At 66.9% G+C, this 23354-nt stretch carries 22 protein-coding genes; 13 read left to right on the plus strand and 9 right to left on the minus strand.

From position 1 onward, the window contains the following. Positions 1–6 precede the first annotated feature (6 nt). On the plus strand, positions 7–1041 hold the full coding sequence (yhjD, locus tag G6N38_RS17635; protein ID WP_163749382.1) for an inner membrane protein YhjD: 1035 nt from the start codon (positions 7–9) through the stop codon (positions 1039–1041). Here yhjD and G6N38_RS17640 read toward each other — a convergent pair whose 3' ends face one another. The 4 genes from G6N38_RS17640 to G6N38_RS17655 form a co-directional block, all read right to left on the minus strand. Beyond that, entirely contained in the window at positions 1042–2289 is a 1248-nt protein-coding gene (locus G6N38_RS17640; RefSeq protein ID WP_163749383.1) for a D-alanyl-D-alanine carboxypeptidase family protein, read from the minus strand. It abuts the gene before it with no gap. Positions 2290–2356: 67 nt separating this feature from the next. Then, on the minus strand, positions 2357–3316 hold the full coding sequence (locus G6N38_RS17645; protein WP_163749384.1) for an SMP-30/gluconolactonase/LRE family protein: 960 nt from the start codon (positions 3314–3316) through the stop codon (positions 2357–2359). Between the two features lie 16 nt (positions 3317–3332). Next, entirely contained in the window at positions 3333–4739 is a 1407-nt protein-coding gene (locus G6N38_RS17650) for an aspartate aminotransferase family protein (protein ID WP_163749385.1), read from the minus strand. Beyond that, positions 4736–5251, minus strand: coding sequence for an Lrp/AsnC family transcriptional regulator (locus G6N38_RS17655; protein WP_407662761.1), 516 nt, complete (start codon positions 5249–5251; stop codon positions 4736–4738). The genes G6N38_RS17650 and G6N38_RS17655 overlap by 4 nt, the downstream gene beginning before the upstream one ends. Positions 5252–5406: 155 nt before the next feature. Between G6N38_RS17655 and G6N38_RS17660 the strand changes: the two genes are divergently transcribed. Together G6N38_RS17660 and G6N38_RS17665 are read left to right on the plus strand one after the other, a co-directional pair. Then, entirely contained in the window at positions 5407–6876 is a 1470-nt protein-coding gene (locus tag G6N38_RS17660) for a gamma-aminobutyraldehyde dehydrogenase (RefSeq protein ID WP_163752084.1), read from the plus strand. Then, positions 6877–8433: a gamma-glutamyltransferase family protein gene (locus tag G6N38_RS17665; protein WP_163749386.1), complete on the plus strand. Its 1557-nt coding sequence runs from the start codon at positions 6877–6879 to the stop codon at positions 8431–8433. A 13-nt stretch (positions 8434–8446) separates the two neighbouring features. Here G6N38_RS17665 and G6N38_RS17670 read toward each other — a convergent pair whose 3' ends face one another. Further along, positions 8447–10189 (minus strand): APC family permease, encoded by a 1743-nt coding sequence (locus G6N38_RS17670; RefSeq protein WP_163749387.1) that lies wholly within the window; start codon positions 10187–10189, stop codon positions 8447–8449. A gap of 241 nt (positions 10190–10430) precedes the next feature. On the opposite strand from G6N38_RS17670, the gene G6N38_RS17675 reads away from it, so the two are divergent. Genes G6N38_RS17675 through fadD1 form a run of 7 tightly spaced genes read left to right on the plus strand, consistent with a single transcriptional unit; the run spans position 10431 to position 16846 of the window. Next, on the plus strand, positions 10431–11609 hold the full coding sequence (locus G6N38_RS17675) for an acyl-CoA dehydrogenase family protein (protein WP_163749388.1): 1179 nt from the start codon (positions 10431–10433) through the stop codon (positions 11607–11609). Between the two features lies 1 nt (position 11610). Further along, positions 11611–12717 carry an acyl-CoA dehydrogenase family protein gene (locus tag G6N38_RS17680; RefSeq protein ID WP_163749389.1) on the plus strand — a complete coding sequence of 369 codons (1107 nt, stop codon included), beginning with the start codon at positions 11611–11613 and terminating at the stop codon, positions 12715–12717. Beyond that, complete coding sequence (locus G6N38_RS17685; RefSeq protein WP_163749390.1) at positions 12714–13211, plus strand: MaoC family dehydratase; 498 nt, start codon at positions 12714–12716, stop codon at positions 13209–13211. Before G6N38_RS17680 ends, G6N38_RS17685 begins: the two co-directional genes overlap by 4 nt. Next, complete coding sequence (locus G6N38_RS17690; protein ID WP_163749391.1) at positions 13208–13645, plus strand: MaoC family dehydratase; 438 nt, start codon at positions 13208–13210, stop codon at positions 13643–13645. Before G6N38_RS17685 ends, G6N38_RS17690 begins: the two co-directional genes overlap by 4 nt. Then, on the plus strand, positions 13642–14844 hold the full coding sequence (locus tag G6N38_RS17695) for a thiolase family protein (protein WP_407662997.1): 1203 nt from the start codon (positions 13642–13644) through the stop codon (positions 14842–14844). Before G6N38_RS17690 ends, G6N38_RS17695 begins: the two co-directional genes overlap by 4 nt. Continuing rightward, positions 14844–15257 carry a Zn-ribbon domain-containing OB-fold protein gene (locus G6N38_RS17700; protein WP_163749393.1) on the plus strand — a complete coding sequence of 138 codons (414 nt, stop codon included), beginning with the start codon at positions 14844–14846 and terminating at the stop codon, positions 15255–15257. The genes G6N38_RS17695 and G6N38_RS17700 overlap by 1 nt, the downstream gene beginning before the upstream one ends. After that, complete coding sequence (gene fadD1 / locus G6N38_RS17705) at positions 15254–16846, plus strand: fatty-acid--CoA ligase FadD1 (RefSeq protein WP_163749394.1); 1593 nt, start codon at positions 15254–15256, stop codon at positions 16844–16846. The genes G6N38_RS17700 and fadD1 overlap by 4 nt, the downstream gene beginning before the upstream one ends. Here the strand turns inward: fadD1 and G6N38_RS17710 are convergent. From G6N38_RS17710 to sdhC, 4 genes are read right to left on the minus strand one after another with little or no spacing between them, the layout of a single operon-like run. Further along, positions 16818–17588, minus strand: a complete 771-nt coding sequence (locus G6N38_RS17710) for a succinate dehydrogenase iron-sulfur subunit (RefSeq protein WP_163749395.1) — start codon at positions 17586–17588, stop codon at positions 16818–16820. The genes fadD1 and G6N38_RS17710 overlap by 29 nt on opposite strands. Continuing rightward, positions 17588–19342, minus strand: coding sequence for a succinate dehydrogenase flavoprotein subunit (gene sdhA / locus G6N38_RS17715; protein ID WP_163749396.1), 1755 nt, complete (start codon positions 19340–19342; stop codon positions 17588–17590). The genes G6N38_RS17710 and sdhA overlap by 1 nt, the downstream gene beginning before the upstream one ends. Positions 19343–19379: 37 nt before the next feature. After that, a complete protein-coding gene (locus G6N38_RS17720; RefSeq protein ID WP_163749397.1) occupies positions 19380–19841 on the minus strand; it encodes a succinate dehydrogenase hydrophobic membrane anchor subunit in 462 nt (153 codons plus the stop codon). Next, positions 19838–20260 (minus strand): succinate dehydrogenase, cytochrome b556 subunit, encoded by a 423-nt coding sequence (sdhC, locus tag G6N38_RS17725; RefSeq protein WP_163749398.1) that lies wholly within the window; start codon positions 20258–20260, stop codon positions 19838–19840. Before sdhC ends, G6N38_RS17720 begins: the two co-directional genes overlap by 4 nt. 180 nt (positions 20261–20440) lie before the next feature. On the opposite strand from sdhC, the gene G6N38_RS17730 reads away from it, so the two are divergent. The 3 genes from G6N38_RS17730 to G6N38_RS17740 are packed head-to-tail and all read left to right on the plus strand — an operon-like array spanning position 20441 to position 23237. Next, a complete protein-coding gene (locus G6N38_RS17730) occupies positions 20441–20854 on the plus strand; it encodes a cytidine deaminase (protein ID WP_163749399.1) in 414 nt (137 codons plus the stop codon). After that, complete coding sequence (locus tag G6N38_RS17735) at positions 20851–22149, plus strand: thymidine phosphorylase (RefSeq protein WP_163749400.1); 1299 nt, start codon at positions 20851–20853, stop codon at positions 22147–22149. Before G6N38_RS17730 ends, G6N38_RS17735 begins: the two co-directional genes overlap by 4 nt. Continuing rightward, the gene (locus G6N38_RS17740) at positions 22149–23237 is read left to right on the plus strand and encodes an adenosine deaminase (RefSeq protein WP_163749401.1); all 1089 of its coding nucleotides are present in this window, start codon (positions 22149–22151) and stop codon (positions 23235–23237) included. The genes G6N38_RS17735 and G6N38_RS17740 overlap by 1 nt, the downstream gene beginning before the upstream one ends. Positions 23238–23354 lie beyond the last annotated feature (117 nt).

The following is a 23354-nucleotide window of genomic DNA, read 5'->3' on the forward strand; positions in this document are numbered from 1 at the left end:
TGGGCAATGTCAGAACCGGCCGAGAAGCCGAGCCGCGTGGACCGGTTGCGGGCCCGCTATCACTGGTTCGATCACGTGATGCGCGCCCAGGGGCGCTACCAGGACACCAGGGGTGATTTCTTCGCCGCGGGCATCACCTACTTCACGATCTTCGCGTTGTTCCCCTTGCTGATGGTGGGTTTCGCGGCCGGCGGTTTCATCCTCGCCAGCCAGCCCGAGCTACTGCGCGAAGTCGAGGCCCGCATCACCGCGACCGTCTCCGGCGACTTCGGGACCCAGTTGGTCAAACTGATGGAGTCGGCGATCCAATCGCGCACCTCCGTCGGCGTCATCGGTCTGGCCACCGCGGCCTGGGCCGGACTGGGCTGGATCTCGAACCTGCGCGAGGCGCTCAGCCAGATGTGGGGTGAGCAGCGCGGCGAGCCGCCTGGCTTCGTGCGGACCAAGCTGTCGGACCTGCTGGCGCTGCTGTCGGTTTTCGTCGCCATCACCGTGACGATCGCGCTGACGGCGTTGGGCGACCCTTCAGTGATGTCGAGGGTGCTGGAATGGGTTGGCGTGCATCATGTTCCGGGGCTGAACGGCGGCCTGCGGGTGATATCGATCCTGATGTCCTTCGTCGTGTCGTGGCTGCTGTTCAGCTGGATAATCGCCCGGTTGCCGCGCGAGTCGCTCAGCTTCCGCAGCAGTGTGCGGGCGGGCGTGCTGGCCGCGGCGGCCTTCGAGATCTTCAAAATGGTCGGCTCGGTCTACTTGCGCTCGGTGGTCCATGGCCCTGCGGGTGCGACGTTCGGGCCGGTGCTGGGTCTGATGGTTTTCGCCTATATCACCGCCCGGCTGGTGCTGTTCGCCACCGCGTGGGCGGCGACATCGCGCGACAACTTGCGTCCCGAGCCGGTCGCACCGCCCGTCCCGGCGGTCATCACACCGCGGGTTGGCCCGGACGAGGGGTTGAGTGCACGGCAGACGGCCGCCGCGATGGCGGTGGGTGCGGTTGGAGCGCTTGGGCTTTCGCGGGTCTGGCGCCGCGGCCGCGAGTAGCTACCGACCTCGTACGGGCCGGCGGTTGATCGAGCGCGCCATCATGATCAGGCCGAACACAATCAGCGTGCCGATCACACCCACACCCACCCGCACCGGCACGGCGTCTGCCTCGGGCAGCACCGCTGAGGCCTTGGCGCTGACTGCGCTCTCCGGATCCGGCTTGGGTGCCTTGAGCGACGGATCGGGGTCGATCAGGTCGCCGATCTTGGTGCCCGGTGGTGTCGAGAAGCCGTAGTCGAGCAAGTGGGCTGCCTGCTGCCATGGCGGAATCGGTTGGCGGGTACCGCGCATCAGCACCGCGACCAATCGGCGGCCGTCGCGGTTGGCGGCGCCGACGAACGTCTGCCCGGCGTCGTCGGTGTAGCCGGTCTTGCCGCCGAGTGCGCCGGGATAGTTGTAGAGCAGCTGGTTGTCGTTCTCCAGCTCGTAGCCGGGATGGTCGCCGTCTTCGCCCGGCTTGGCGGGGTGCCCGGGGAAGTCATATTTTCCGGTGGCGACGATGCTGGCGAAAGTCGGGTTCTCCCAGGCATACCGGTAGAACAGCCCGATGTCGTAGGCCGACGTGCTCATGCCCGGCCCATCGAGCCCGGACGGCGTCGCCGCACGGGTGTCCTGTCCGCCGAGCTTGCGGGCCAGCCCGTTGATCTTCTGCAGGGCGGTGTCCATGCCACCGACTTGCGCGGCCAGCGCGTGGGCGGCGTCGTTGCCCGAGTGCATCAGCAGGCCGTGCAGCAGATCGTTGACGGTGTAGTGGCCGCCCACGTCGACGCCGACTCGGGTGCCCTCGGCGTTGGCGTCGTCCTGAGTGCCCTCGACGATCTTGTTCAGCGGCAGCTCGTTGATGGCCTGCATCGCGACGAGGACCTTGATGATGCTGGCGGGGCGGTGCCGGGCATGCGGATCGCGTGCGGCGATGATGTCGCCGGTGTCCAGGTCGGCGACCAGCCACGACTCGGCCGAGATGTCGTCGGGAACTGCGGGTGTACCCGCCGCGACGATCACCCCGCAGCCCGAGAGTGCGTCACCGCCCACCGGCTTAGCGGGGACGGGAAGCGGCTGTGGTGGATCGCCGGCCTGGGGCACCTCAGAGGAGTCGACCGCCGGCGGGGTGGTCACCCGGTATGGGCAGGTATTGGGGTCCGGTGCACCAGCCGGTTCGGCCCACGCGGTCGCCGGCGTGCCGACGACGCACAGCGCCGCGGCCAGTGCGGCAGCACACCGCGTGAATAGTTTCTCCCTCGCCATCGAGTCGCAGAGTAGGGGATTGGGGCCCTGAAATAGTGGAGCCGCGCTGTGACTGGAGTGGTAGTTGTTACAAATCGAGACATGCGACGGCGGACGACCCGATGCAGCCAAGCCACAGTGTGCCGTCGTGTTCCACCAGGCCAGTGGCCAATGCGAACCGCGGATCGGTGGTGCGCAGCTGCGTGGTGACCCGGCCGTCGAGGTCGATGGCGATCGCCCACACCACTGGCTTGGGATTGGGCATCCAGCGATACGGCAGCCGCCACAGCAACCGGCGCAGCGCCGGGGCGCGCGGGGCCAGCCATTCGCCGACCGCATTGCGCTCGCTGACCAACGCCACCCAGATGTGGCCGTCGGGTGCGGTCGAGATGTTGTCCGGATAGCCGGGCAGGTGCTCGATCAGCGGCACCGGTTCGCCCACCCCGGAGCCGGTGAGCGGATACCGCGAAATCCGGCATGCGGTGGTCTCGGCGACCATCAGAGCCGACTCGTCGGCGGTCAGCGCCACCCCATTGGCGAACCGCAACCCGGTCGCCAGCGTCGTCACGGTGCCGTCGACGTCCCGGCGGAACAGCGACCCACTGGCCCGAGCCTCCAGGACCGAGCCCTTGTAGTACTCGTAATGGAAACGGGACGTCGACTCGGTGAAATAGATTGTGCCGTCCGATGATTCGACGACATTGCTGCAGAACGTCAGCGGTCGCCCGGCCACCTCGCTCACCAGCGTTTCGATCGCTCCGGTGCCCGGATCCAGCCTCAGCAGCCCGCGGTGGCTGTCACAGATCAGCAGCCGCCCGTCACGGCTGACAGCTAAACCCAGCGGCCGCCCGCCGGTATTGGCCGCCGTCTCGGGCGCGGAGCCGGGGCGGATCCGCACGATCGCGCCGTCGTCGGTGCCGGTCCAGATCGCACCATCGGCGTCGACGACGACGTCCTCGGGGGCGTGGCCTGCGATGTCGACGATGCGAAGGGGTCCGGTGAGATCCGGCGGGGGCAGCGCATCGCAAGGCGGCGGCTGCCACCGCACGGGGTCGACCGGAGGCTTAATGCCAGGCGTCGCCACGGGTCTGCAGGTGATCCCAGGCCTGGGTGAACACCCGGCGCAGGATCTGCTCGATCTCGTCGAAGACGGCCTGGTCGCTGATCAGCGGCGGGGCGAGCTGCACCACCGAGTCGCCGCGGTCGTCGGCCCGGCAGTACAGGCCGGCCTCGAACAACTCGACGGACAGGAAGCTGCGCAGCAGCCACTCGGACAGCTCGTCGTCGAGGATCGCCTTGGTGGCCTTGTCCTTCACCAACTCGATGCCGTAGAAGAAGCCCTCACCGCGAACATCACCGACGATCGGCAGGTCGAGCAGTTTCTCCAGGGTGGCGCGGAACGCCGGCGCCGTCATCTTGACGTGGTCATTGAGACCTTCGCGCTCGAACACGTCGAGGTTGGCCAGCGCGACCGCCGCCGAGACGGGGTGTCCGCCCCACGTGTAGCCGTGCGCGTAGGTCGTCTGGCCGTCGTTGAACGGCTCGAACAGCCGGTCGGAGGCGATCATCGCGCCCAGTGGGGCGTACCCGGAGGTCAGGCCCTTGGCGCAAGTGATGATGTCCGGCACGTAGTTGAAGTCGTTGCAGGCGAACATCGAACCGATGCGGCCGAACGCGCAGATCGTCTCGTCGGAGACCAGCAGTACGTCGTATTCGTCGCAGATCTCCCGGACTCGCTCGAAGTAGCCGGGCGGCGGGGGGAAGCACCCGCCGGCGTTCTGCACCGGCTCGAGGAATACCGCTGCCACCGAGTCAGGACCCTCCATCTCGATGGCCTCGGCGATCCGGTTCGCCGCCCACTGCCCGAACTCCTTGATGTCGGTGTCGTGGCCTTCGGGGGCGCGGTAGAAGTTCGTGTTCGGTACCCGGAAGCCGCCCGGCGTGATCGGCTCGAAGGGCGCCTTGAAGGTCGGCAGGCCGGTGATGGCCAGCGCGCCGTGCGGCGTGCCGTGGTAGGCGATGCTTCGCGAGATCACCTTGTACTTGCCCGGTCTGCCGGTCAGCTTGTAGTACTGCTTGGCCAGCTTCCACGCCGATTCGACGGCATCGCCGCCGCCGGTGGTGAAGAACACCCGGTTCAGATCGCCGGGCGCGTAATTGGCCAGCCGCTCAGCCAGCTCGATGGCGGGCGGGGTGGCATACGACCACAGCGGGAAGAACCCAAGCGTCTCGGCCTGCTTCTTGGCGGCTTCGGCGATCTCTTCCCGGCCGTGGCCGACCTGGACCACGAACAGGCCCGACAGGCCGTCGATGTAGCGCTTGCCGTTGCTGTCCCAGATGTGGACGCCGTCGCCGCGGGTGATGATCGGCGGTGTGATGCCGGCGCCGTGGCGGGCGAAATGGCCCCACAGGTGCCGGTCTGCCTTGGCGCCGAGTTCGGCGGTCAGGTTCTGGCTGGCGGTCGTTGTCATCGGGTACCCCAATTGTATTGTTGCTTAACTAGTTTCAGATAGACGAGTGTCTCGGTGGAGGTCACTCCCGGCACGGCACGGATCTCGGTGTTGAGCAGCTCGAGCAGTTCGGCGTCGTCCTCGCAGACGACCTCGGCGATGGCGTCGAAGGTGCCCGCGGTGAGCACCACGTAGTCCACCGCCTCGATCTGCGCGAGCTTGTCGGCGACCTTGGTGGTGTCGCCCGTGCAGCGGATGCCGATCATTGCCTGCCGGGTGAACCCCAGCTGCAATGGATCGGTCACCGCGACGATCTGCATGACCCCGGAGTCGACCAGACGCTGCACTCGCTGGCGCACCGCCGCCTCCGACAGCCCGACGGATTTACCGATTGCGGCGTAGGAACGCCGCCCGTCTTGCTGCAATTTCTCGATAATGGCCTTGGACATCTCGTCCAGTTGGACAGGCCCGTTTCCACCCGCCGCAACGGCGCGGACGGGAAACCGAGTGGCCGGTACACCCGAGTCACGCATGCCCATGATTGTGCACGGAATCCGTTGTTTTAGGCAACCAGATCGATGAAATTGGTGGTCTTTGCCTACTCATACTGCGGTAATGCGTAGCAGTCGCTGAGGGGGTCGGTTACCGTGGGGCGGTGACAACTCTCGCTTCTGACAAGACCCGCATTATGCCCAGTAGCTGGATCGATGGCGCCCCGGTAGTGACCGGCGGCAGCCTGCACCAGGTGGTCAACCCGGCCGACGGCACTGTCGTCGCGGAGCTGGCGCTGGCCCAACCCGCCGACGTCGACACCGCGGTGGCCTCGGCCCGTGCCGCCTTGCGCGGCTGGTCGCGGGCCGCTCCCGTCGAGCGGGCCACCGTCCTGGCCAAGCTTGCCGAGCTGGTCGAGGCTCACGCCGAGGAGATCGTTGCCGAAGAGGTCAGTCAGACCGGCAAGCCGGTGCGGCTGGCAGGAGAGTTCGACGTGCCGGGCAGCATCGACAATATTGCGTTCTTCGCCGGAGCGGCTCGGCACCTGGAGGGCAAGGCCACCGGGGAGTACTCCAGGGATCACACCTCGTCTATTCGGCGCGAGGCCGTCGGCGTGGTCGCGACGATCACGCCGTGGAACTACCCGTTGCAGATGGCGGTGTGGAAAGTGTTGCCGGCGCTGGCCGCGGGCTGTTCGGTGGTGATCAAGCCCGCCGAGCTGACCCCGCTGACCACGCTGACGCTGGCCCGGCTGGCTACCGAGGCGGGTCTGCCCGACGGGGTGCTCAATGTCATCACCGGCGCGGGAGCCGATGTCGGAACGGCCCTGGCCGGGCACCGCGACGTCGATGTCGTGACGTTCACCGGATCCACCGCCGTCGGCCGCAGGGTCATGCTGGCCGCTGCCGCGCACGGCCATCGCACCCAGCTCGAGCTGGGTGGCAAGGCGCCGTTCGTGGTGTTCGACGACGCCGACCTCGACGCCGCGATTCACGGCGCGGTGGCGGGGTCGCTGATCAACTCCGGGCAGGACTGCACCGCAGCGACCCGTGCGATCGTCGCCCGCAATCTGTACGACGACTTCGTCGCCGGAGTGGCCGATCTGATGGCCAAAATGGTTGTCGGCGATCCGCAGGATCCCGACACCGACCTGGGCCCGCTGATCTCGGCGGCCCACCGGGACAAGGTCGCCGCGATGGTGGCCCGCGCACCGGGCCAGGGCGGTCGGGTGGTCACCGGTGGTGCCGCGCCGGACCTGCCGGGCTCCTTCTACCTGCCCACGCTGATCGCCGACGTCGCCGAGTCCTGCGAGGTGTACCGCGACGAGATCTTCGGTCCGGTGCTGACCGTGCGCGCCCATGACGGCGACGACGATGCCCTGCGTCAGGCCAACGACACCGACTACGGGCTAGCCGCCTCGGCGTGGACCCGGGACGTCTACCGCGCCCAGCGCGCCTCGCGGGAGATCAACGCCGGCTGCGTGTGGATCAACGACCACATCCCGATCATCAGTGAGATGCCGCACGGCGGTGTCGGCGCGTCCGGATTCGGCAAGGACATGAGCGACTACTCCTTCGAGGAGTACCTGACCATCAAGCATGTGATGAGCGATATCACCGGCGTCGCCGAAAAAGATTGGCACCGGACGATTTTCAAGCTGCGGTAAGTGGCGCATCCTGCGACTGTCGCGGCGCTGGCCACCCCGCACGTCCTGGCTACCGAGGCCGGGACGCGCGTGCTCCGGGATGGCGGCAACGCCATTGACGCCGCGATCGCCGCCGCCGCGGTGCTCACCGTGGTCTATCCGCACAACGTCGCGCTCGGTGGCGACCTCTTCGCGTTGATCCGGACACCCGACGGTGCGGTGCGGTGTGTCAACGCCTCCGGCTGGGCCGGTGCCGCGGTGGACGCGGCCGGTCTTGCTGCCCAGCATGGCGACTCGTTGCCACCTCGTGGCGCCGCCACTGTCACCGTCCCCGGCGGGATCAGGGGATGGGAAGCGATGCGCCGCTTCGGTTCCCGAATATCGTGGAGTGCGACTCTGCGCGACGCCGAATTGCTGGCGCGGGACGGCGTTGCGGTATCGCCGTCGCTGGCCCATCACCTCAACGATGCCGAGAACGACGATCTCATCGGCACCGAGGACTTCGATCGGGTGTTCCGCCCGGGGTCGGTTCCCCTGGGCGTCGGTGACATGTTCCGGCAGCCGGCCCTGGCCGACACCTTCGCGACTCTTCGAGCCGCGGGACCTGATGCGTTCTACGCCGGCGATCTGGCCGAGCGGGCGGTGACCTATCTGCGCTCGCGCGGATCGGTGTTGAGTCTGCGGGATTTCGCTGAATTCCACCCCGAGGTGCAGGCCCCGTTGCGTGCCGAATTCGGCGACCTCACGCTGCTGACCAGCCCACCCAACAGCCAGGGCTTCCTACTGCCCTACGCGCTCGGCGTGCTGCACGAGCGCGCCATCGATGACCCTCTCGGCAAGGGGCTCGGACAACTGCTCGGAGTCTTTCAGCGCGGCAACGAGATTCGCGACAGCCGCCTCGCCGACCCACGGTCCGCCGTCGTCGACATCGCGGCCACGCCGGTCGGCCGGCCGGTGCAACCGCGAGCCACGCCGGACCGAACCGCGCACGGCGACACCGTCGGCATCGCGGCGGCCGACGGCGAGGGATACGCGGTATCTCTGATCCAGAGCGTCTACTACGCCTTCGGCTCCGGGCTTATCGACCCTGTCACCGGTGTCCTCTTCCACAACCGAGGTTGTGGATTCTCGTTGAACGCGGCGTCACCCAACGTGATCGCGCCACGCAAGCGGCCGGCGCACACGTTGATGCCGGCAATGACGTTGCGGCACGAGCGAGTTGGTCACGTGCTGTCGACGATGGGCGGTCAGGGCCAGCCGCAGATCCTGGGTCAGATCCTCTTGCGCGCGCTCGGCGGCGCGAGTGCGATCGATGCGGTCGCCGCCCCGCGCGCCATTGTCGGCAACCAGATCGGCGGCGGCGCAGATGCCGTCACGGTCGAGGCCGACCTGTCGACCACCGCACTCGCCTCGATCCGCCGGGCTGGTTTCACCCCGGTGGAAGTGCCGGCACACACCGAGTCGCTCGGGCAGGCCAATGTGGTGTTCGTCGATGCTTCCGGGCTCATGACGGCGGCGTCGGACCCACGTTCGGACGGTGCGGCGGTGGTGGTGCACTATCCGCGCCCGCTCCGGTAGTGCACCACCACGGTCACGCTTGCGGGCCCTTGGTGAACTCCTCGCCGGTCAGAGGGTCGAGCGCCGTCTCTCCCGGCGGCAGGTTCGACAGGTCCGGTGCGATCACCGTCGGCATGTCTCCCGAGTCGGGCAGACCGAAATGCGCCTCCACCGCGGTGGCCGGTTGCAGAACCAGGTCGCGGCTCGAGCGCCGCGACAGCGTGCGGCCGCGGAAGAAGTCCGGTGCGGCCAGCCAATACACCACCATCAGAATCACGCCGAGCACCAGTGCTCCGATGCCGACCACCGCGACCGCGCCGAAGCCGAAGATCGTGACGTTGTTGCCGTCCGCGTCGGTCAGCCAGTCCGGCTTGGCGTACTGGACCAGTCCGTAGGCGAACACGACCAGCAGGATCACGCCGCCCAGTAGCGGCACCACTCCCCGCATCATGAAGTCGCGCAGGTTCTTGGTGAGGTCCTTGCGGTAGAACCACGCGCACGCGAAGCCGGTCAGGCCGTAGTAGAACGCGATCATCAGGCCCACCGAACCGATCAGCGCCGACAACAGGTTCGAGCTGATCAGGGTGAACAGGACGTAGAACACGATCGACACAGCGCCCATCACGATGGTCGAGGTGGTGGGGGTCAGGTAGGTGCGGTGGATCTTGGCGAACGATCCGGGCAGCGCCTTGTAGACCCCCATCGACAGCGTCGTCCGCGCGGTCGGCAGGATCGTCGTCTGAGTGGAAGCCGACGCCGAGGTCAGGATCGACGCGGCCAGCAACAGCAGGCCGATCTTGCCCAGGACGCTGTCGCCGAACAAGGCCGGCCCGATCGCAGCAAAGGCGTCCGCGGCGTTATCCGGGTTGCCAAGGCCGATGCCTTCGGTTCCGGTGCCGGCGAAGGCGATTGCCGAGACGCTGACCAGTGCGTAGGTGGCCAGCAGCAGGAACGTCGAGATGACGGCGGCACGGCCCGGGGTGGTGCCGGGGTCCTCGGACTCCTCGTTGCAAGCAACGGCGGTGTCCCAGCCCCAGTAGATGAAGATCGCGGTGAGGATGGCAGGCGCGATGACGGTGCCGAAATCCAGCCCGCCAGGCCAGAACCAGGACAGCGACGGCAGCAGCGAATAGCCCTCGGCCTGGTGGGTGTAGACCTTGACCAGCGCGACGATCGAGAACACCACCAGCACGACCAGCTCGATACCGAGCAGTCCGTACTGGATTCGCGCCGACACTTCGATGCCGCGATAACAGATGTAGGTCATCACGACGATCCAGATGACGCCGGCCACCGTCGACCACAAGGTGCTGCTGGCCAGCGTGGCCGCCGACGTCCAACCCAATTCACCGACGAACGTGAACGAGTAGGACCCGGCGATCTGAGCCAGGTTGGCCATCACGATGACGTCCGCGGCGATGATTCCCCAGCCGCCCAGCCAGCCGACCAGCGGCCCGAATGCCCGCGAAGCCCAGGTGAACGTGGTGCCGCAGTCCGGTTCGGCCTTGTTCAGCTCCTGATAGGCGACGGCGATCATGTACATCGGGATGAAGGCGATGAGCACGATGGCCGGAGCCTTCTCACCCGCCAGCAGCGAGCCACCACTGGCGACGATCAGACCCAGCGTCGCCGCCAGCGAGTAGGCCGGGGCGGTCGAGGCCATGCCGACGACAATGCTGGACAACAGTCCCAGCGCGCCGCCCTTGAGTCCTTTGCTCTCGACGGAATTGGACGGCACGGGCGCACTCGGCTCGAGGGTCAGTTCGCCTTTACTCATGGCATCTCCTGCGTGGGACGTGAAAGCAACCGACGCGAGACTACGGTTTCAGTGGCAGATTCGAGTGAAATCTGCGGAATTGTTTTCACACACGTAATCCAGCGATGGAATTCGTTGCTCAGATGCCCGGGGTGGGTAGTTCAGTCGCGGGGCCTCTTCGGCTCGGCGGGTTGGAATGTGACACCCCGAAGCGCACCAATATTGGGTTGATGGACTAACTATTCGACTAGGGTGCTCACTTGTGGATTTCGACCTTGACGCCGAACAGCGCGCCTGGTTGGACGAGGTTCGGGAGTTCCTGCGCGAGAACGTCACTGATGCCCTGCGCGCCGAGATCGCCGAACACAATCTGGAACACCCCGGCGGGGAGGTTGCCGCGTTCCGTGCCAAGCTCGGCGCCAAGGGCTGGTTCGGCCTGAACTGGCCGGCGGAGTACGGCGGCCTTGGGCTCGGTCCGGTGTACCTGCACCTGCTGATGACCGAGTTCGAGTACTGGGGCGCACCCGGCCCCGATCTGACCGTCACCTCGATCGCGCCGATGATCATGCGGCACGGCTCCGAGCAGAACAAGCGCGAATTCCTCCCGCTCATCGCCCGTGGCGAGATGACCTGTGCCCTGGGCTATTCGGAGCCCGACGCGGGTACCGACCTGGCCTCGCTGCGGACCAAGGCGGTGCGCGACGGCGACGAGTGGGTGATCAACGGCTCCAAGATCTGGAACAGCGGGGCCCAGCGGTCCACCCACGAATGGTTGTGTGTGCGGACCGATCCGCAGGCCCAGCGGCACCGGGGTATCTCGGTGATCGTCGTCCCCGTCGACAGCCCCGGCGTCCGGATCCGCCCGTTGATCGCCTGGTCGGGCTACCGCACCAACGAAGTGTTCTTCGACGACGTGCGGGTGCCGGTGACCAACCTCATCGGCGAGGAGAACCGCGGCTGGTCCTATATCACCGGCGCTCTTGACCTCGAGCGGGGCGCGCTGACCAACGCCGGCGACCTGCGTCGCGCGCTCGACGAGTTGCAGGTGCTGGCGCGCATGCCACGGCGCGACGGCACCGTCCCGATCGACAACGCGGGGTTCCGGCGCCGGCTGGCCCAAGCCGAGGCCGACGTCGAGGTGGCCGGACTGATGGGCTACGAGGCTTCCTCGCTGTTGTCCGACGGGGTGATCCCCACCGTCGAAGTGAGCGTAGAAAAGGTGTTCAGCAGCGAACTGCGGCAGCGGATCGCCGATTTGGGCATCGACCTGCTGGGTGCCGAAGGCATACTGGCACACCGAAATCCCGAAGCCCCGGCTGGCGGGCGGTTCGAGAAGCTTTACCGGTTCGCGCCGCTGATGCGTTTCGGCGGTGGTACCAACGAGGTACTCCGAGACGTCATCGCCCAGCGGGGCAACGGCATGCCCCCTTACGGACGATGATATGAAACTCGTTGCCTCTCAAGATGAGCGGGATCTGGCGTCCAGCCTGCGCGGACTGCTGGGTGCTGGCCGTGCCGACCTGTGGGGTGACCTGGCCGCCGCTGGTGTGATGGGGCTTGGTCTGCCGGAATGCTATGGCGGGTCCGGCGGGACGTTGTCAGATCTCGGGATCTTCGCCCGCGAGGCCGGCCGCGCACTAGGCCCGGTGCGGGTGCACAGTACTGCCATCGCCGGGTACGCGCTGTACGTCCTCGGCGGTGAAAAATCTTGGGCCAGATGGCTACCCGAGCTCACGGCAGGCCGGATCGCGGGCACCACCGCGCTGTGGAACCCCAACGACGCATCCGACGTCACCGCCACCATGCGCGCCGACCAAGCCAAAGACGGCAGCTGGCGACTCACCGGCACCGCCGATTTCGTCGCCGACGCCGATACCGCCGACGTGATCGTGGTGACCGGGTTCGACAAGCACGGAAGCACGGTGGGCTTTGTCGTTCGGTTAGGCAACGAGGGCGTGACATTGCGGCCGCTCGCGCTGATGGGTGGCCACCACGCGTCGGTGGTGCGCTTTGACGACGTACCGGTCGATGACGTACTGGGCGACGGGTCGCCTCTTGGCCGGGACGAACTGCGACGGGTCGCCAACGCCGCGGTGACATTGGCGTCGCTGGACCTGGTCGGTATCGGCGAGGCCGTCATGGAGCGGACGGTGCGCTACACCACGCTGCGGCACCAGTTCGGCCGGCCGATCGCCTCCTTCCAGGCTGCCCAGCACATCGTGGCCGATATGCACATCGCGCTGTCGGCGGCGCGGCTGGCCGCACAGTCGGCGGTGCATGCGATCGCTCAGGGGCGCACCGCGATCCGCGAAACCGCCGTCGCCAGAATCCAGTCCGCCACCGCGGCCAAATGGGCCACCCTCGACGCCCACCAGCTGCACGGTGGCATGGGATACGTCGTGGATACCGATCTGTACCTGTGGTCAGAACGGGCCAGGGTGCTCTCCACGCTCGGTGGGGGCGCCGACATCGCCGCCGCGTGGCTCGACGACGACGTGGTCAGCCGTGCCGCGGTCGGCGATCGGTTGCGGCGCAAGGATGGCCAATGACCTCTCACCTCATCGACCCGGAAACAGCGGCGCGCGTTGGCACCGTCGCCGCCACCGCCACCGGCGAGGTGATCCGCCGAGATTGGCAGCGCTGGGCCGCGGCGGTCGGTGACGACAACCCGCTGTGGTTCGACCCGGACTATGCCCGCGCCAACGGCTACCGCGACGCCATCTGCCCGCCGCTGTATCTGCAATACGCCATCCTCGGTGTCAGTGCGCTTGCTGATCTGCGCCCAGACGGTTCCTCCGGTGCCGTCTCGGGCAGCCTCGCCTTCCCGAAAGCACCGCGCCGGATGGCAGGCGGCGAGAGCACCACCTTCCACCTGCCGGCCTACCACCGCGACGAGATCGAGATGGTGCGTACCATCGAATCGGTTGTCGAAAAGGAAGGTCGGTCAGGACGATTCGTTCTGGTCACCTGGCGTACCGTCTATCGCAACCAGCATGACGAACTGGTGGCCGAGGCCGCCACGTCGATGATCGCCCGGCCATGACCCAGTTGTTTTTCGATGACGTCACGCCGGGCGACGAGCTGCCCGAGTTGGTGGTTGCCGTCGACGAGACTCAGATGTTCTTCTTCAGCGCGGCGACCTACAACGGCCATCGTATCCACTACGACAAGGACTGGGCCCGGGGCACGGAAGGCTACGACGACGTTCTGGTGCAGGGTCCGTTGCAGGCCGCGCTGCTGGCTCGAGCGGTCACCGACTGGATCGGCGGCCGCGGCCGGCTGGTCGAGTACTCGGTGCAGAACCGCGCAGTGGCGTTTCCCGGTCAGCCGCTGACGTTCGGCGGCACCGTCACCGGTAAGCGGGTGGATGCCGGCCGGGGCCTGGTCGATCTGGACATCGTCGGGCGGCGGGGTTCCGACATCCTGATGCCTGGCACGGCGACCGTGGAACTACCGCGGCGCCTTGGGGATTCCTGATGCGACTGGCCGGCGAAGCGGCGATCGTCGGGATCGCCGAGCTGCCTGCCGAGCGCAAGCCGACCCGCCCCGAACTGTTCACTCTCGACCAGTACGCCGCGCTGACGAAGCTGGTGCTCGACGACGCCGGGCTCGACGGGAGTGTGGTCAACGGGTTGATTTCGCACGGGCTGGCCGAATCGGACATGTTCGTGCCGGCAACGTTGTCCGAATACCTGGGACTGCCCATCGATTTCGGGGAGCGGGTCGACCTGGGCGGGGCGACCTCGGCTGCCATGGTGTGGCGCGCGGCCGTCGCGGTCGAGCTCGGGCTGTGCGACGCGGTGCTGGCCGTGCTGCCCGGTTCGCGTGCCCTGCCGCGTTCGGCCCGCCGGGCGCCGGTGGCGCCGAGTTGGTACGGGGCGTCGAGCAACAACTATGGTTCCCCGCAAGCCGAGTACGAGATCCCGTACGGCAACGTCGGGCAGAACGCCCCTTTCGCGCAGATCGCGCAACGCTATGGCGCACAGTATGGCTACGACCCGTCAGCCCTGGCGAAGATCGTAGTGGACCAGCGCACCAACGCCTGCGCACATCCGGGTGCGGTATTCCATGGCAAGCCGATCACCGAAGCCGATGTACTGGGCAGTCCGTTGATCGCCGATCCCATCCGCATGTTGGAGATCGTCATGCCCGTCCACGGCGGCACCGGGGTGCTGGTCGCCAATGCCGACCTGGCGCGCAAGGCCCGCCACCGGCCGGTGTGGATCAAGGGATTCGGTGAGCACATCTCCTTCAAGACCACGACCTACGCCAAGGATCCGATGGTCACCCCGATCGCTCGTTCGGCTCAGCGGGCGTTCGCGATGGCGGGACTGCACCCGGCCGATATCGACATCGCCTCGATCTACGACTGTTACACGATCACCGTGCTGATGACCCTGGAGGACGCCGGGTTCTGCCCGAAGGGCCAGGGCATGACGTGGATCAAGGAGCGGGACCTGACCTTCCGCGGTGACTTCCCGCTCAACACCGCCGGCGGCCAGCTGTCCTACGGGCAGGCCGGGATGTCCGGGGGTATGCACCACGTCGTCGACGCCACCCGCCAGCTGATGGGGCGCTCCGCGGCCGCGCAGGTGCCCGACGCCAACATCGCATTCGTCGCCGGCACCGGCGGCATCATGAGCGAGCAGGTGGCCCTGGTGCTGGGAGGCGACTGATGACCGAACCGATGCCGGTACCCGAACCCACCCCGGTATCCCAGCCGTTCTGGGATGGGTTGGCTGCGCACCGGATCTTGATTCAGTACTCGCCGTCGGCCGGCCGCTATGTGTTCTATCCCCGCACGCTGGCCCCCGGCACGCTGGCCGATGATCTCCAGTGGCGCGAGATCGACGGCGCCGCAACGTTGTACACCTATACCGTCGCTCGCCGACCCACCGGGCCACCGTGGGCCGAGGCGCTGCCGCAGCTGCCCGCGGTGGTGCAGTGGGACGTCGGTCCGCGGTTTTCCACCGAGCTGGTGGACGTCGAAGCCGCCGATGTCCGGATCGGAATGCGAGTCGCACCGGTGTTCTGCGACCTCCCCGGCGGCGGTATGACCCTGCTGCGCTACCGCCCCGCCGACGCATGATCGACACCGTCCAGAAGCTGCTGCGCGGTCGGCTCGACGACGACTCCGTCGCGGTGATCTCAGCGGACCGCAGCTGGACCTGGCGCGAGTATCTGACCGAGGCGAGCGTGGAAGCCGCCGCGCTGCTGGCGATGACCGATCCGGACCGTCCGCTGCATATTGGTGCGCTGCTGACGAATTCACCGGCTTACGTGCGGTCGATGGCCGCCGCCGCACTCGGCGGCTACGTATTGTGCGGTATCAACACGACTCGCCGCGGTGCGAGCCTGGTCTCCGACATCCGCCGGTCGGACTGTCAACTGCTGCTCGTCGACACCGACCACGCTGCGTTGCTCGACGGACTGGATCTCTCGGGGATCACTGTGCTGGACGTGACAGGCCCGCGATACGCCCAGGCGATCGCGGCCGCGGAACCCCTTGTCCCGCATGAGGTCAGCGGCACCGACCCGTTCATGATGATCTTCACCTCTGGCACCAGCGGCAACCCCAAGGCTGTGCCGTTCGTCCACGCGATGAGCGTCATGTGCGGCCTGAGCCTGGTTGCGCAGATGGACATCACCGCAGGCGACGTGTGCTACCTCGCGATGCCGCTGTTTCACTCCAACGGGGTGGCCGTTGGCTTTTCGGTTGCGGTGACCGCAGGAGCGGCGATGGTGCCGGTGAAGTTTTCGGTGTCGCGGCTGCTGGGCGACGTGCGCCGGTACGGCGTTACGTTCATGAATTACGTCGGAAAGCCGCTGGCCCTGGTGCTGGCCACCCCCGAGCAGCCCGACGACGCCGACAACCCGCTGCGCGTCATGTACGGCAACGAGGCCACCGAGCGCGACATCGCCGAATTCTCACGGCGGTTCGGTTGCCGCATCATCGACGGGTTCGGCTCCAGCGAGTTCGCCGTCGTGGTCGTCCGGGAGGACGGTACCCCGTCGGGTTCGATCGGCAAGGGCTGGGGCGGGGTGGCGATCTACCACCCCGATTCGGTAACCGAATGTGCCACAGCTGTTTTCGACGGGAACGGTGCACTGCTCAACACCGACGAGGCGATCGGGGAGCTGGTCAATACCACCGGATCTGGACCGTTCACCGGCTACTACAACGACCCAGCGGCGACGTCGGAACGTCTGCGCCATGGCATGTACTGGACCGGTGACCTCGCCTACCGCGACGCCGACGGCTGGATCTATCTGGCGGGCCGGACCTCGGACTGGATGCGGGTGGACGGCGAGAACATGGCCGCGGCCCCGATCGAACGGATCCTGCTGCGACTGCCGCAGCTCAATCAGGTGGCCGTCTACGCCGTGCCCGACGAACGGGTGGGCGACCAGGTCATGGCGGCAGTCGTTCTGCGCCAAGGACAATCGTTGACGCCGAGGCAGTTCGAGGCGTTCCTGGCCGAGCAGGCCGATCTGTCGCCGAAGGCCTGGCCGCGGTTCGTCCGCATCAACGACGACCTGCCACAGACCGCGACCAACAAGATCCTCAAGCGGGAACTGAGCGCTGCCGGGGTGACCGCCCAGGGCGGGGTTCTGTGGGAGCGGCCGGCTCGTTCCACCAGCTATCAGGTCAGCGCGCGAACATCAGCGCGCGCTTGACCTCCTGGATCGCCTTGGTGACCTCGATACCGCGCGGGCAGGCATCGGTGCAGTTGAACGTCGTGCGGCAGCGCCACACCCCGTCGACCTCGTTGAGGATGTCGAGGCGCTCAGCGGCACCCTCGTCGCGACTGTCGAAGATGAACCGGTGGGCATTGACGATCGCGGCAGGCCCGAAGTACGACCCCTCGCTCCAATACACCGGGCAGCTGGTGGTGCAGCAGGCGCACAGAATGCACTTGGTGGTGTCGTCGTAGCGGGCCCGGTCGGTCGGGCTCTGGATGCGCTCGCGGGTGGGCGGGTTGCCCGAGGTCATCAGGTAGGGCTTGACCGCGCGGTAGGCGTCGAAGAACGGCTCCATGTTGACCACCAGATCCTTCTCGACGGCCAGGCCGCGGATCGGCTCGATGGTGATGGTGAGCGGTTTGTCCTTCTTGGGTAATAGGTCGCGCATCAGGACCTTGCAGGCCAGCCGGTTCACGCCGTTGATCCGCATCGCGTCCGAGCCGCACACCCCGTGTGCGCACGAGCGGCGGAACGTCAGCGTGCCGTCCAGGTAGCTCTTCACGTAGATCAGCAGGTTGAGCAGCCGGTCGCTTGGCAGGCACGGCACCCGGAAGCTCTGGAAGCCGGCGGCATCGGGATCTTCGGGGTTGAACCGCGCGATCTTCAGCGTCACCATCACCGCCCCGTCCGGGATCGGCGGCAGCGCGGGATCTTTGCGCTCAGGTGCGATCGTCATTAATACTTGCGCTCCATCGGCTCGTAGCGGGTCTGCACGACGGGTTTGTAGTCCAGCCGGATGTCACTGAGAAGGTCAGCGCCTTCCTTGTACGCCATGGTGTGCCGCATGTAGTTGGTGTCGTCGCGGTTGGGGTAGTCCTCGCGGGCGTGCCCGCCGCGGGACTCCTTGCGGTTCAGTGCGCCGACGACGGTGACCTCGGCCAGCTCCAGCAGGAAGCCCAGCTCGATCGCTTCGAGCAGATCACTGTTGTAGCGCTTGCCCTTGTCATGCACCGAGATTCGGGCATAGCGCTCTTTGAGTGCGTGGATATCGGTCAACGCCTGCTTGAGGGTCTCCTCGGTGCGGAACACCGCGGCGTTGTTGTCCATCGACTGCTGCAGCTCGCTGCGGATGTCGGCGACGCGCTCGTTGCCGTGCTCGCTCAGAATGTCGGCGACCCAGTTCACCACCATGCCGGCCGGCGCATCCGGCAGGTCGACGAAGTCGTGGGCAAGAGCGTAGTTGGCGGCGGAGATGCCGGCACGGCGGCCGAACACGTTGATGTCCAGCAGCGAGTTCGTGCCCAGCCGGTTGGCGCCGTGCACCGACACACACGCGCATTCGCCTGCTGCGTAGAGCCCCGGCACCGTTGTGGTGTTGTCGCGCAACACCTGTCCGGTGATGGTGGTCGGGATGCCACCCATCACGTAGTGGCAGGTGGGGTAGACCGGCACCAGTTCCTTGACCGGGTCCACGCCGAGATACGTGCGGGCGAACTCGGTGATATCGGGCAGCTTGGCCTCGAGCACGTCCGCGCCGAGGTGACGCACGTCGATGTAGACGTAGTCCTTATGCGGTCCGGCGCCGCGGCCCTCCAACACCTCCAGCACCATCGAGCGGGCGACGATATCGCGCGGGGCCAGGTCGACGATGGTGGGGGCGTAGCGCTCCATGAACCGCTCGCCCTCGCCGTTGAGCAGCCTGCCACCCTCGCCGCGGACGGCCTCGGAGATGAGGATTCCCAGGCCGGCCAGACCGGTCGGGTGGAACTGGTGAAACTCCATGTCCTCCAGGGGAAGTCCCTTGCGGAAGACGATGCCCAGGCCGTCGCCGGTCAGCGTGTGGGCGTTGGAGGTGGTCTTGTACATCCGGCCCGACCCGCCGGTGGCGAACACGACGGCCTTGGCGTGGAAGATGTGGATGTCACCGGTCGCCAGCTCGTAGGCGATGACGCCGGTGGCCACCGGACCGCTCGGGGTCTGCGTCAAAGCCAGATCGAGGGCATAGAACTCGTTGAAGAACTCCACGTCATGTTTGACGCAGTTTTGGTAGAGCGTCTGCAGGATCATGTGGCCGGTGCGGTCGGCGGCGTAACACGCCCGGCGTACCGGGGCCTTGCCGTGGTCGCGGGTGTGCCCGCCGAAGCGCCGTTGGTCGATGCGGCCCTCGGGGGTGCGGTTGAACGGCATTCCCATCTTTTCCAGGTCGAGGACCGCGTCGATGGCTTCCTTGCACATGATCTCGACCGCGTCCTGGTCGGCGAGGTAGTCGCCGCCCTTGACGGTGTCGAAGGTGTGCCACTCCCAGTTGTCTTCTTCGACATTGGCCAGTGCCGCGCACATGCCGCCCTGAGCGGCGCCGGTGTGCGACCGCGTCGGGTAAAGCTTGGTCAGCACCGCGGTGCGCACCCTTGGGCCCGCCTCGACGGCGGCGCGCATACCAGCTCCGCCTGCGCCGACGATGACCACGTCGTAGCGATGTTCGGTAATCATTTTCGCCTCTAACAGTGTCGTCCGGTAGGCATGTCGTCTAGGAGATGTTCGGATCGAAGGTCAGCAGCACGTAGGTCCCCACCACCAGCACGATCAGCAGCGAGACCGCCAGCAGCGAGTTGAGCCAGAACTTGGTGGAGTCCTTGCGGGCGTAGTCGTTGATGATCGTGCGGATCCCATTGCCACCGTGCAGCTGAGCCAGCCACAACAGCAGCAGGTCCCAGGTCTGCCAGAACGGCGAGGCCCAGCGCTGGGCGACGTAGTTGAAGTCGATGCGGTAGACGCCGCCGTCCCACATCAGCCCGATGAACAGGTGTCCCAGCGCCAGGAAGATCAAGACGACGCCGGAGAACCGCATGAACAGCCAGGCGTACTTCTCGAAGTTGGGCATGCCGCCGCGGCGGCGCGGGGTGCGCGGATTGTCCAGCCCGGCCGGACGGTCGTGGCTGCGCTCCAGGATCGGGGCCGGCGGGCCGAGCCGGTTCTCGGGCGCGCTCACAGGAACCGCTCCGCCATGTGCATGCCGATGATCACCAGCGAAGGCACCATCACCAGCAGCCAGACGCCGGCCACCGCCCACAGCATCTGGCGCTGATAGCGAGGTCCCTGCCACCAGAAGTCGATCAGGATGATCCGTACGCCGTTGAGTGCGTGATAGAGCAGCGCGGCCACCAGGCCGATCTCCATCAGCCCGACGATCGGCGCCTTATAGGTCTCGACCACTTCGTTGTAGGCCTGCGGGCTGACCCGGACCAGAGCGGTGTCCAGGACATGGACGAAGAGGAAGAAGAAGATCGTCGCGCCGGTGATGCGGTGCAGCACCCACGACCACATACCGGGGTCGCCGCGGTAGAGAGTGCGCCGTCGTCGAGTCGACTTATCGCGCGGGCCCGGCACGACCGGTGCCGCTGTACTCATCAGCGCCTCCAACACCATCGTTGCTTTTGGGTGGACTCTAACGCCGTTTGTCCGGTGCAAAGAACTACCGTGCAGAGACAAGGGGCGGCTATGCGGCCGATTTGGGCCGGGTAACCACCGCGGGGCAACTCCGGTGAGGCGGTTGGTGAATGCATTCAGTATGGGTGTGGTGAGCGACACATGACAGCGGAAAGTGAATGGAAATCATTGCGTGCCAAGGCGATTGAGGCGTCCGCTCACGCATACGCGCCATATTCGGGGTTCCCGGTCGGGGCTGCCGCCGTGGTCGACGACGGCCGCGTCGTCACCGGCTGCAATGTGGAAAATGTCTCATATGGCCTAGGTCTCTGTGCCGAGTGCGCGGTGGTCTGCGCCCTGATGTCCGGCGGCGGTGGCCGGCTGGTCGCGGTGGCGGTGGTGGATGCCACCGGGGTGGCGTTGATGCCGTGCGGACGGTGCCGGCAGCTGCTTCTCGAACACGGCGGGCCCGAGCTGCTCGTTGATCACCCACATGGCCCGCGCCGACTGGCCGAGCTGTTGCCCGATGCCTTCGGTCCCGATGATCTGGCCCGGGTGGAGCGGGAAAAGCCGTGACGGAGTTCACATTCGATGCCCCGACGATCATCCGGGTCAAACGTGACGGCTTCCGGTTGACCGACGACGCCATCGACTGGGTGATCGACGCCTATACCCACGGACGGGTGGCCGATGAGCAGATGTCGGCGCTGCTCATGGCGATCTTCCTGCGCGGGATGGATCGCGGTGAGATCTCCCGGTGGACGACGGCGATGATCGCCTCCGGCGAGAAGCTGGACTTCAGCGATCTACGTCGCGACGGGCGCCCGCTGCAGACGGTGGACAAACACTCCACCGGCGGGGTGGGCGACAAGATCACCATTCCCTTGGTCGCCGTCGTCGCCGCGTGCGGTGCGGCAGTTCCGCAGGCCGCCGGCCGCGGTCTTGGGCACACCGGCGGCACCCTGGACAAGCTCGAGTCGATTCCCGGATTCACCGCCGAGATCACCAAAGCGCAAGTCCGTCAGCAGTTATCGCAGATCGGCGCGGCTATCTTCGCCGCCGGCGAGTTGGCGCCCGCCGACCGCAAGATCTATGCGTTGCGTGATGTCACGGGCACGGTGGAATCTCTGCCGTTGATTGCCAGCTCGGTGATGAGTAAAAAGCTGGCCGAGGGCGCCGATGCCCTGGTGCTCGATGTGAAGGTCGGCCGCGGGGCGTTCCTGAAGACCGAAGCCGAATCCCGGGAGCTGGCCGCCACGATGGTCGAGCTGGGGCTGGCCCAAGGGGTGCCGACGCGGGCGCTGTTGACCGATATGGACATTCCGCTGGGCCGCACCATAGGTAACGCCCTGGAAGTCGCCGAGTCCCTCGAGGTGCTGGCCGGTGGCGGGCCCGACGACGTGGTGGAACTGACGGTCCGATTAGCCGTCGAGATGCTGGATCTCGCCGGGATCGACGGCTGTGACCCGGCGCAGACATTGCGCGACGGCACCGCGATGGACCGCTTCCGCGCACTGGTCGCCGCCCAGGGCGGGGATGTTCACGCGCAGCTTCCGATCGGTGTCCATTCTGAGACCGTGACGGCACCGCGAGGCGGCACAATGGGGGACATCGACGCGATGGCAATTGGGCTGACGGTGTGGCGGCTCGGCGCTGGCCGGGCCTCCCCGGGCGAGCGCGTGCAATCCGGTGCCGGGGTGCGTATCCACCGTCGTCCCGGTGAACCGGTTTGCGCTGGTGAGCCACTATTCACCCTGTACACCGACACGCCAGAGCGGATTCCCGCCGCCATGGGCGAGCTCGACGGTGCCTGGACCATCGTCGACACATTTCAGGAGCGCGGGCCACTGATCATCGATCGGATCGCCTGATGCCCACCCCGCTGACGCTCGCGATGATCGGCCAGGCGCCCAAGGCGCTGCTGCACGATCACCTCGACGGCGGGTTGCGCCCGGCCACCGTCCTCGACATCGCCGAGCAGATCGGCTACGACGGGCTGCCCGCCACCGACGAGGCCGACCTGGCCGCGTGGTTTCGCACCGCGGCGCACAGCGGGTCGCTGGTGCGCTACCTCGAACCGTTCGCCCACACCGTCGCGGTCATGCAGACCGCCGAGTCGTTGCACCGGGTCGCCTTCGAATGTGTCGAGGACCTGGCCGCCGATAACGTCGTGTATGCCGAGGTCCGGTTTGCCCCCGAACTGCACATCGACCGCGGGCTGTCCCTCGACGACGTTGTGGACGCGGTGCTGGCCGGTTTCGCTGAGGGGGAGAAGGCCGCCGCGGCGGCCGGGCGCCCTATCGTGGTGCGCTGCCTGGTGACCGCGATGCGCCATGCGGCCCGGTCCCGGGGGATCGCCGAGCTGGCGATCCGGTTTCGGGACAAGGGTGTGGTGGGATTCGACATCGCCGGCGCCGAGGCCGGTTATCCACCGACGCGTCACCTCGACGCGTTCGAGTACATGCGAACCAACAACGCGCGTTTCACCATCCACGCCGGTGAGGCATTCGGTCTGCCGTCCATTCACGAAGCCCTGGCCTATTGCGGTGCCGATCGTCTCGGCCACGGTGTTCGGATCGTCGACGACATCGAGGTGCTGCCGGACGGGACGGCCCGATTGGGTCCGCTGGCCGCGATCCTGCGCGACAAACGGATTCCGTTGGAGATGTGCCCGAGCTCCAATGTGCAGACCGGCGCGGTGGACAGTATCGCCAGCCATCCGTTCGACTTGCTGGCCCGGCTGCGATTCCGGGTCACGGTCAACACCGACAACCGCCTGATGAGCGACACCACGATGAGCCAGGAGATGCTGCGCCTGGTCGAGGCGTTCGGCTACGGGTGGAGTGATCTCGAGCGGTTCACCATCAACGCGATGAAGTCGGCGTTCATCCACTTCGACGAGCGTCTGGCCATCATCGACGAGGTGATCAAGCCCCGCTACGCCGTGCTGATCGGCTGACACCCGCCTGGGGGCCGCCCTGTCACTGCCAATGTGTTTGCTCCGGCGCGGCATGGGGCGGTTCCCGCCGCGCTTATTTGTCGGTGTGGGCGTACGCTCCGATTCGCGGGCCTGCGC

The organism is Mycolicibacterium helvum (assembly GCF_010731895.1).
Lineage (GTDB): Bacteria > Actinomycetota > Actinomycetes > Mycobacteriales > Mycobacteriaceae > Mycobacterium > Mycobacterium helvum.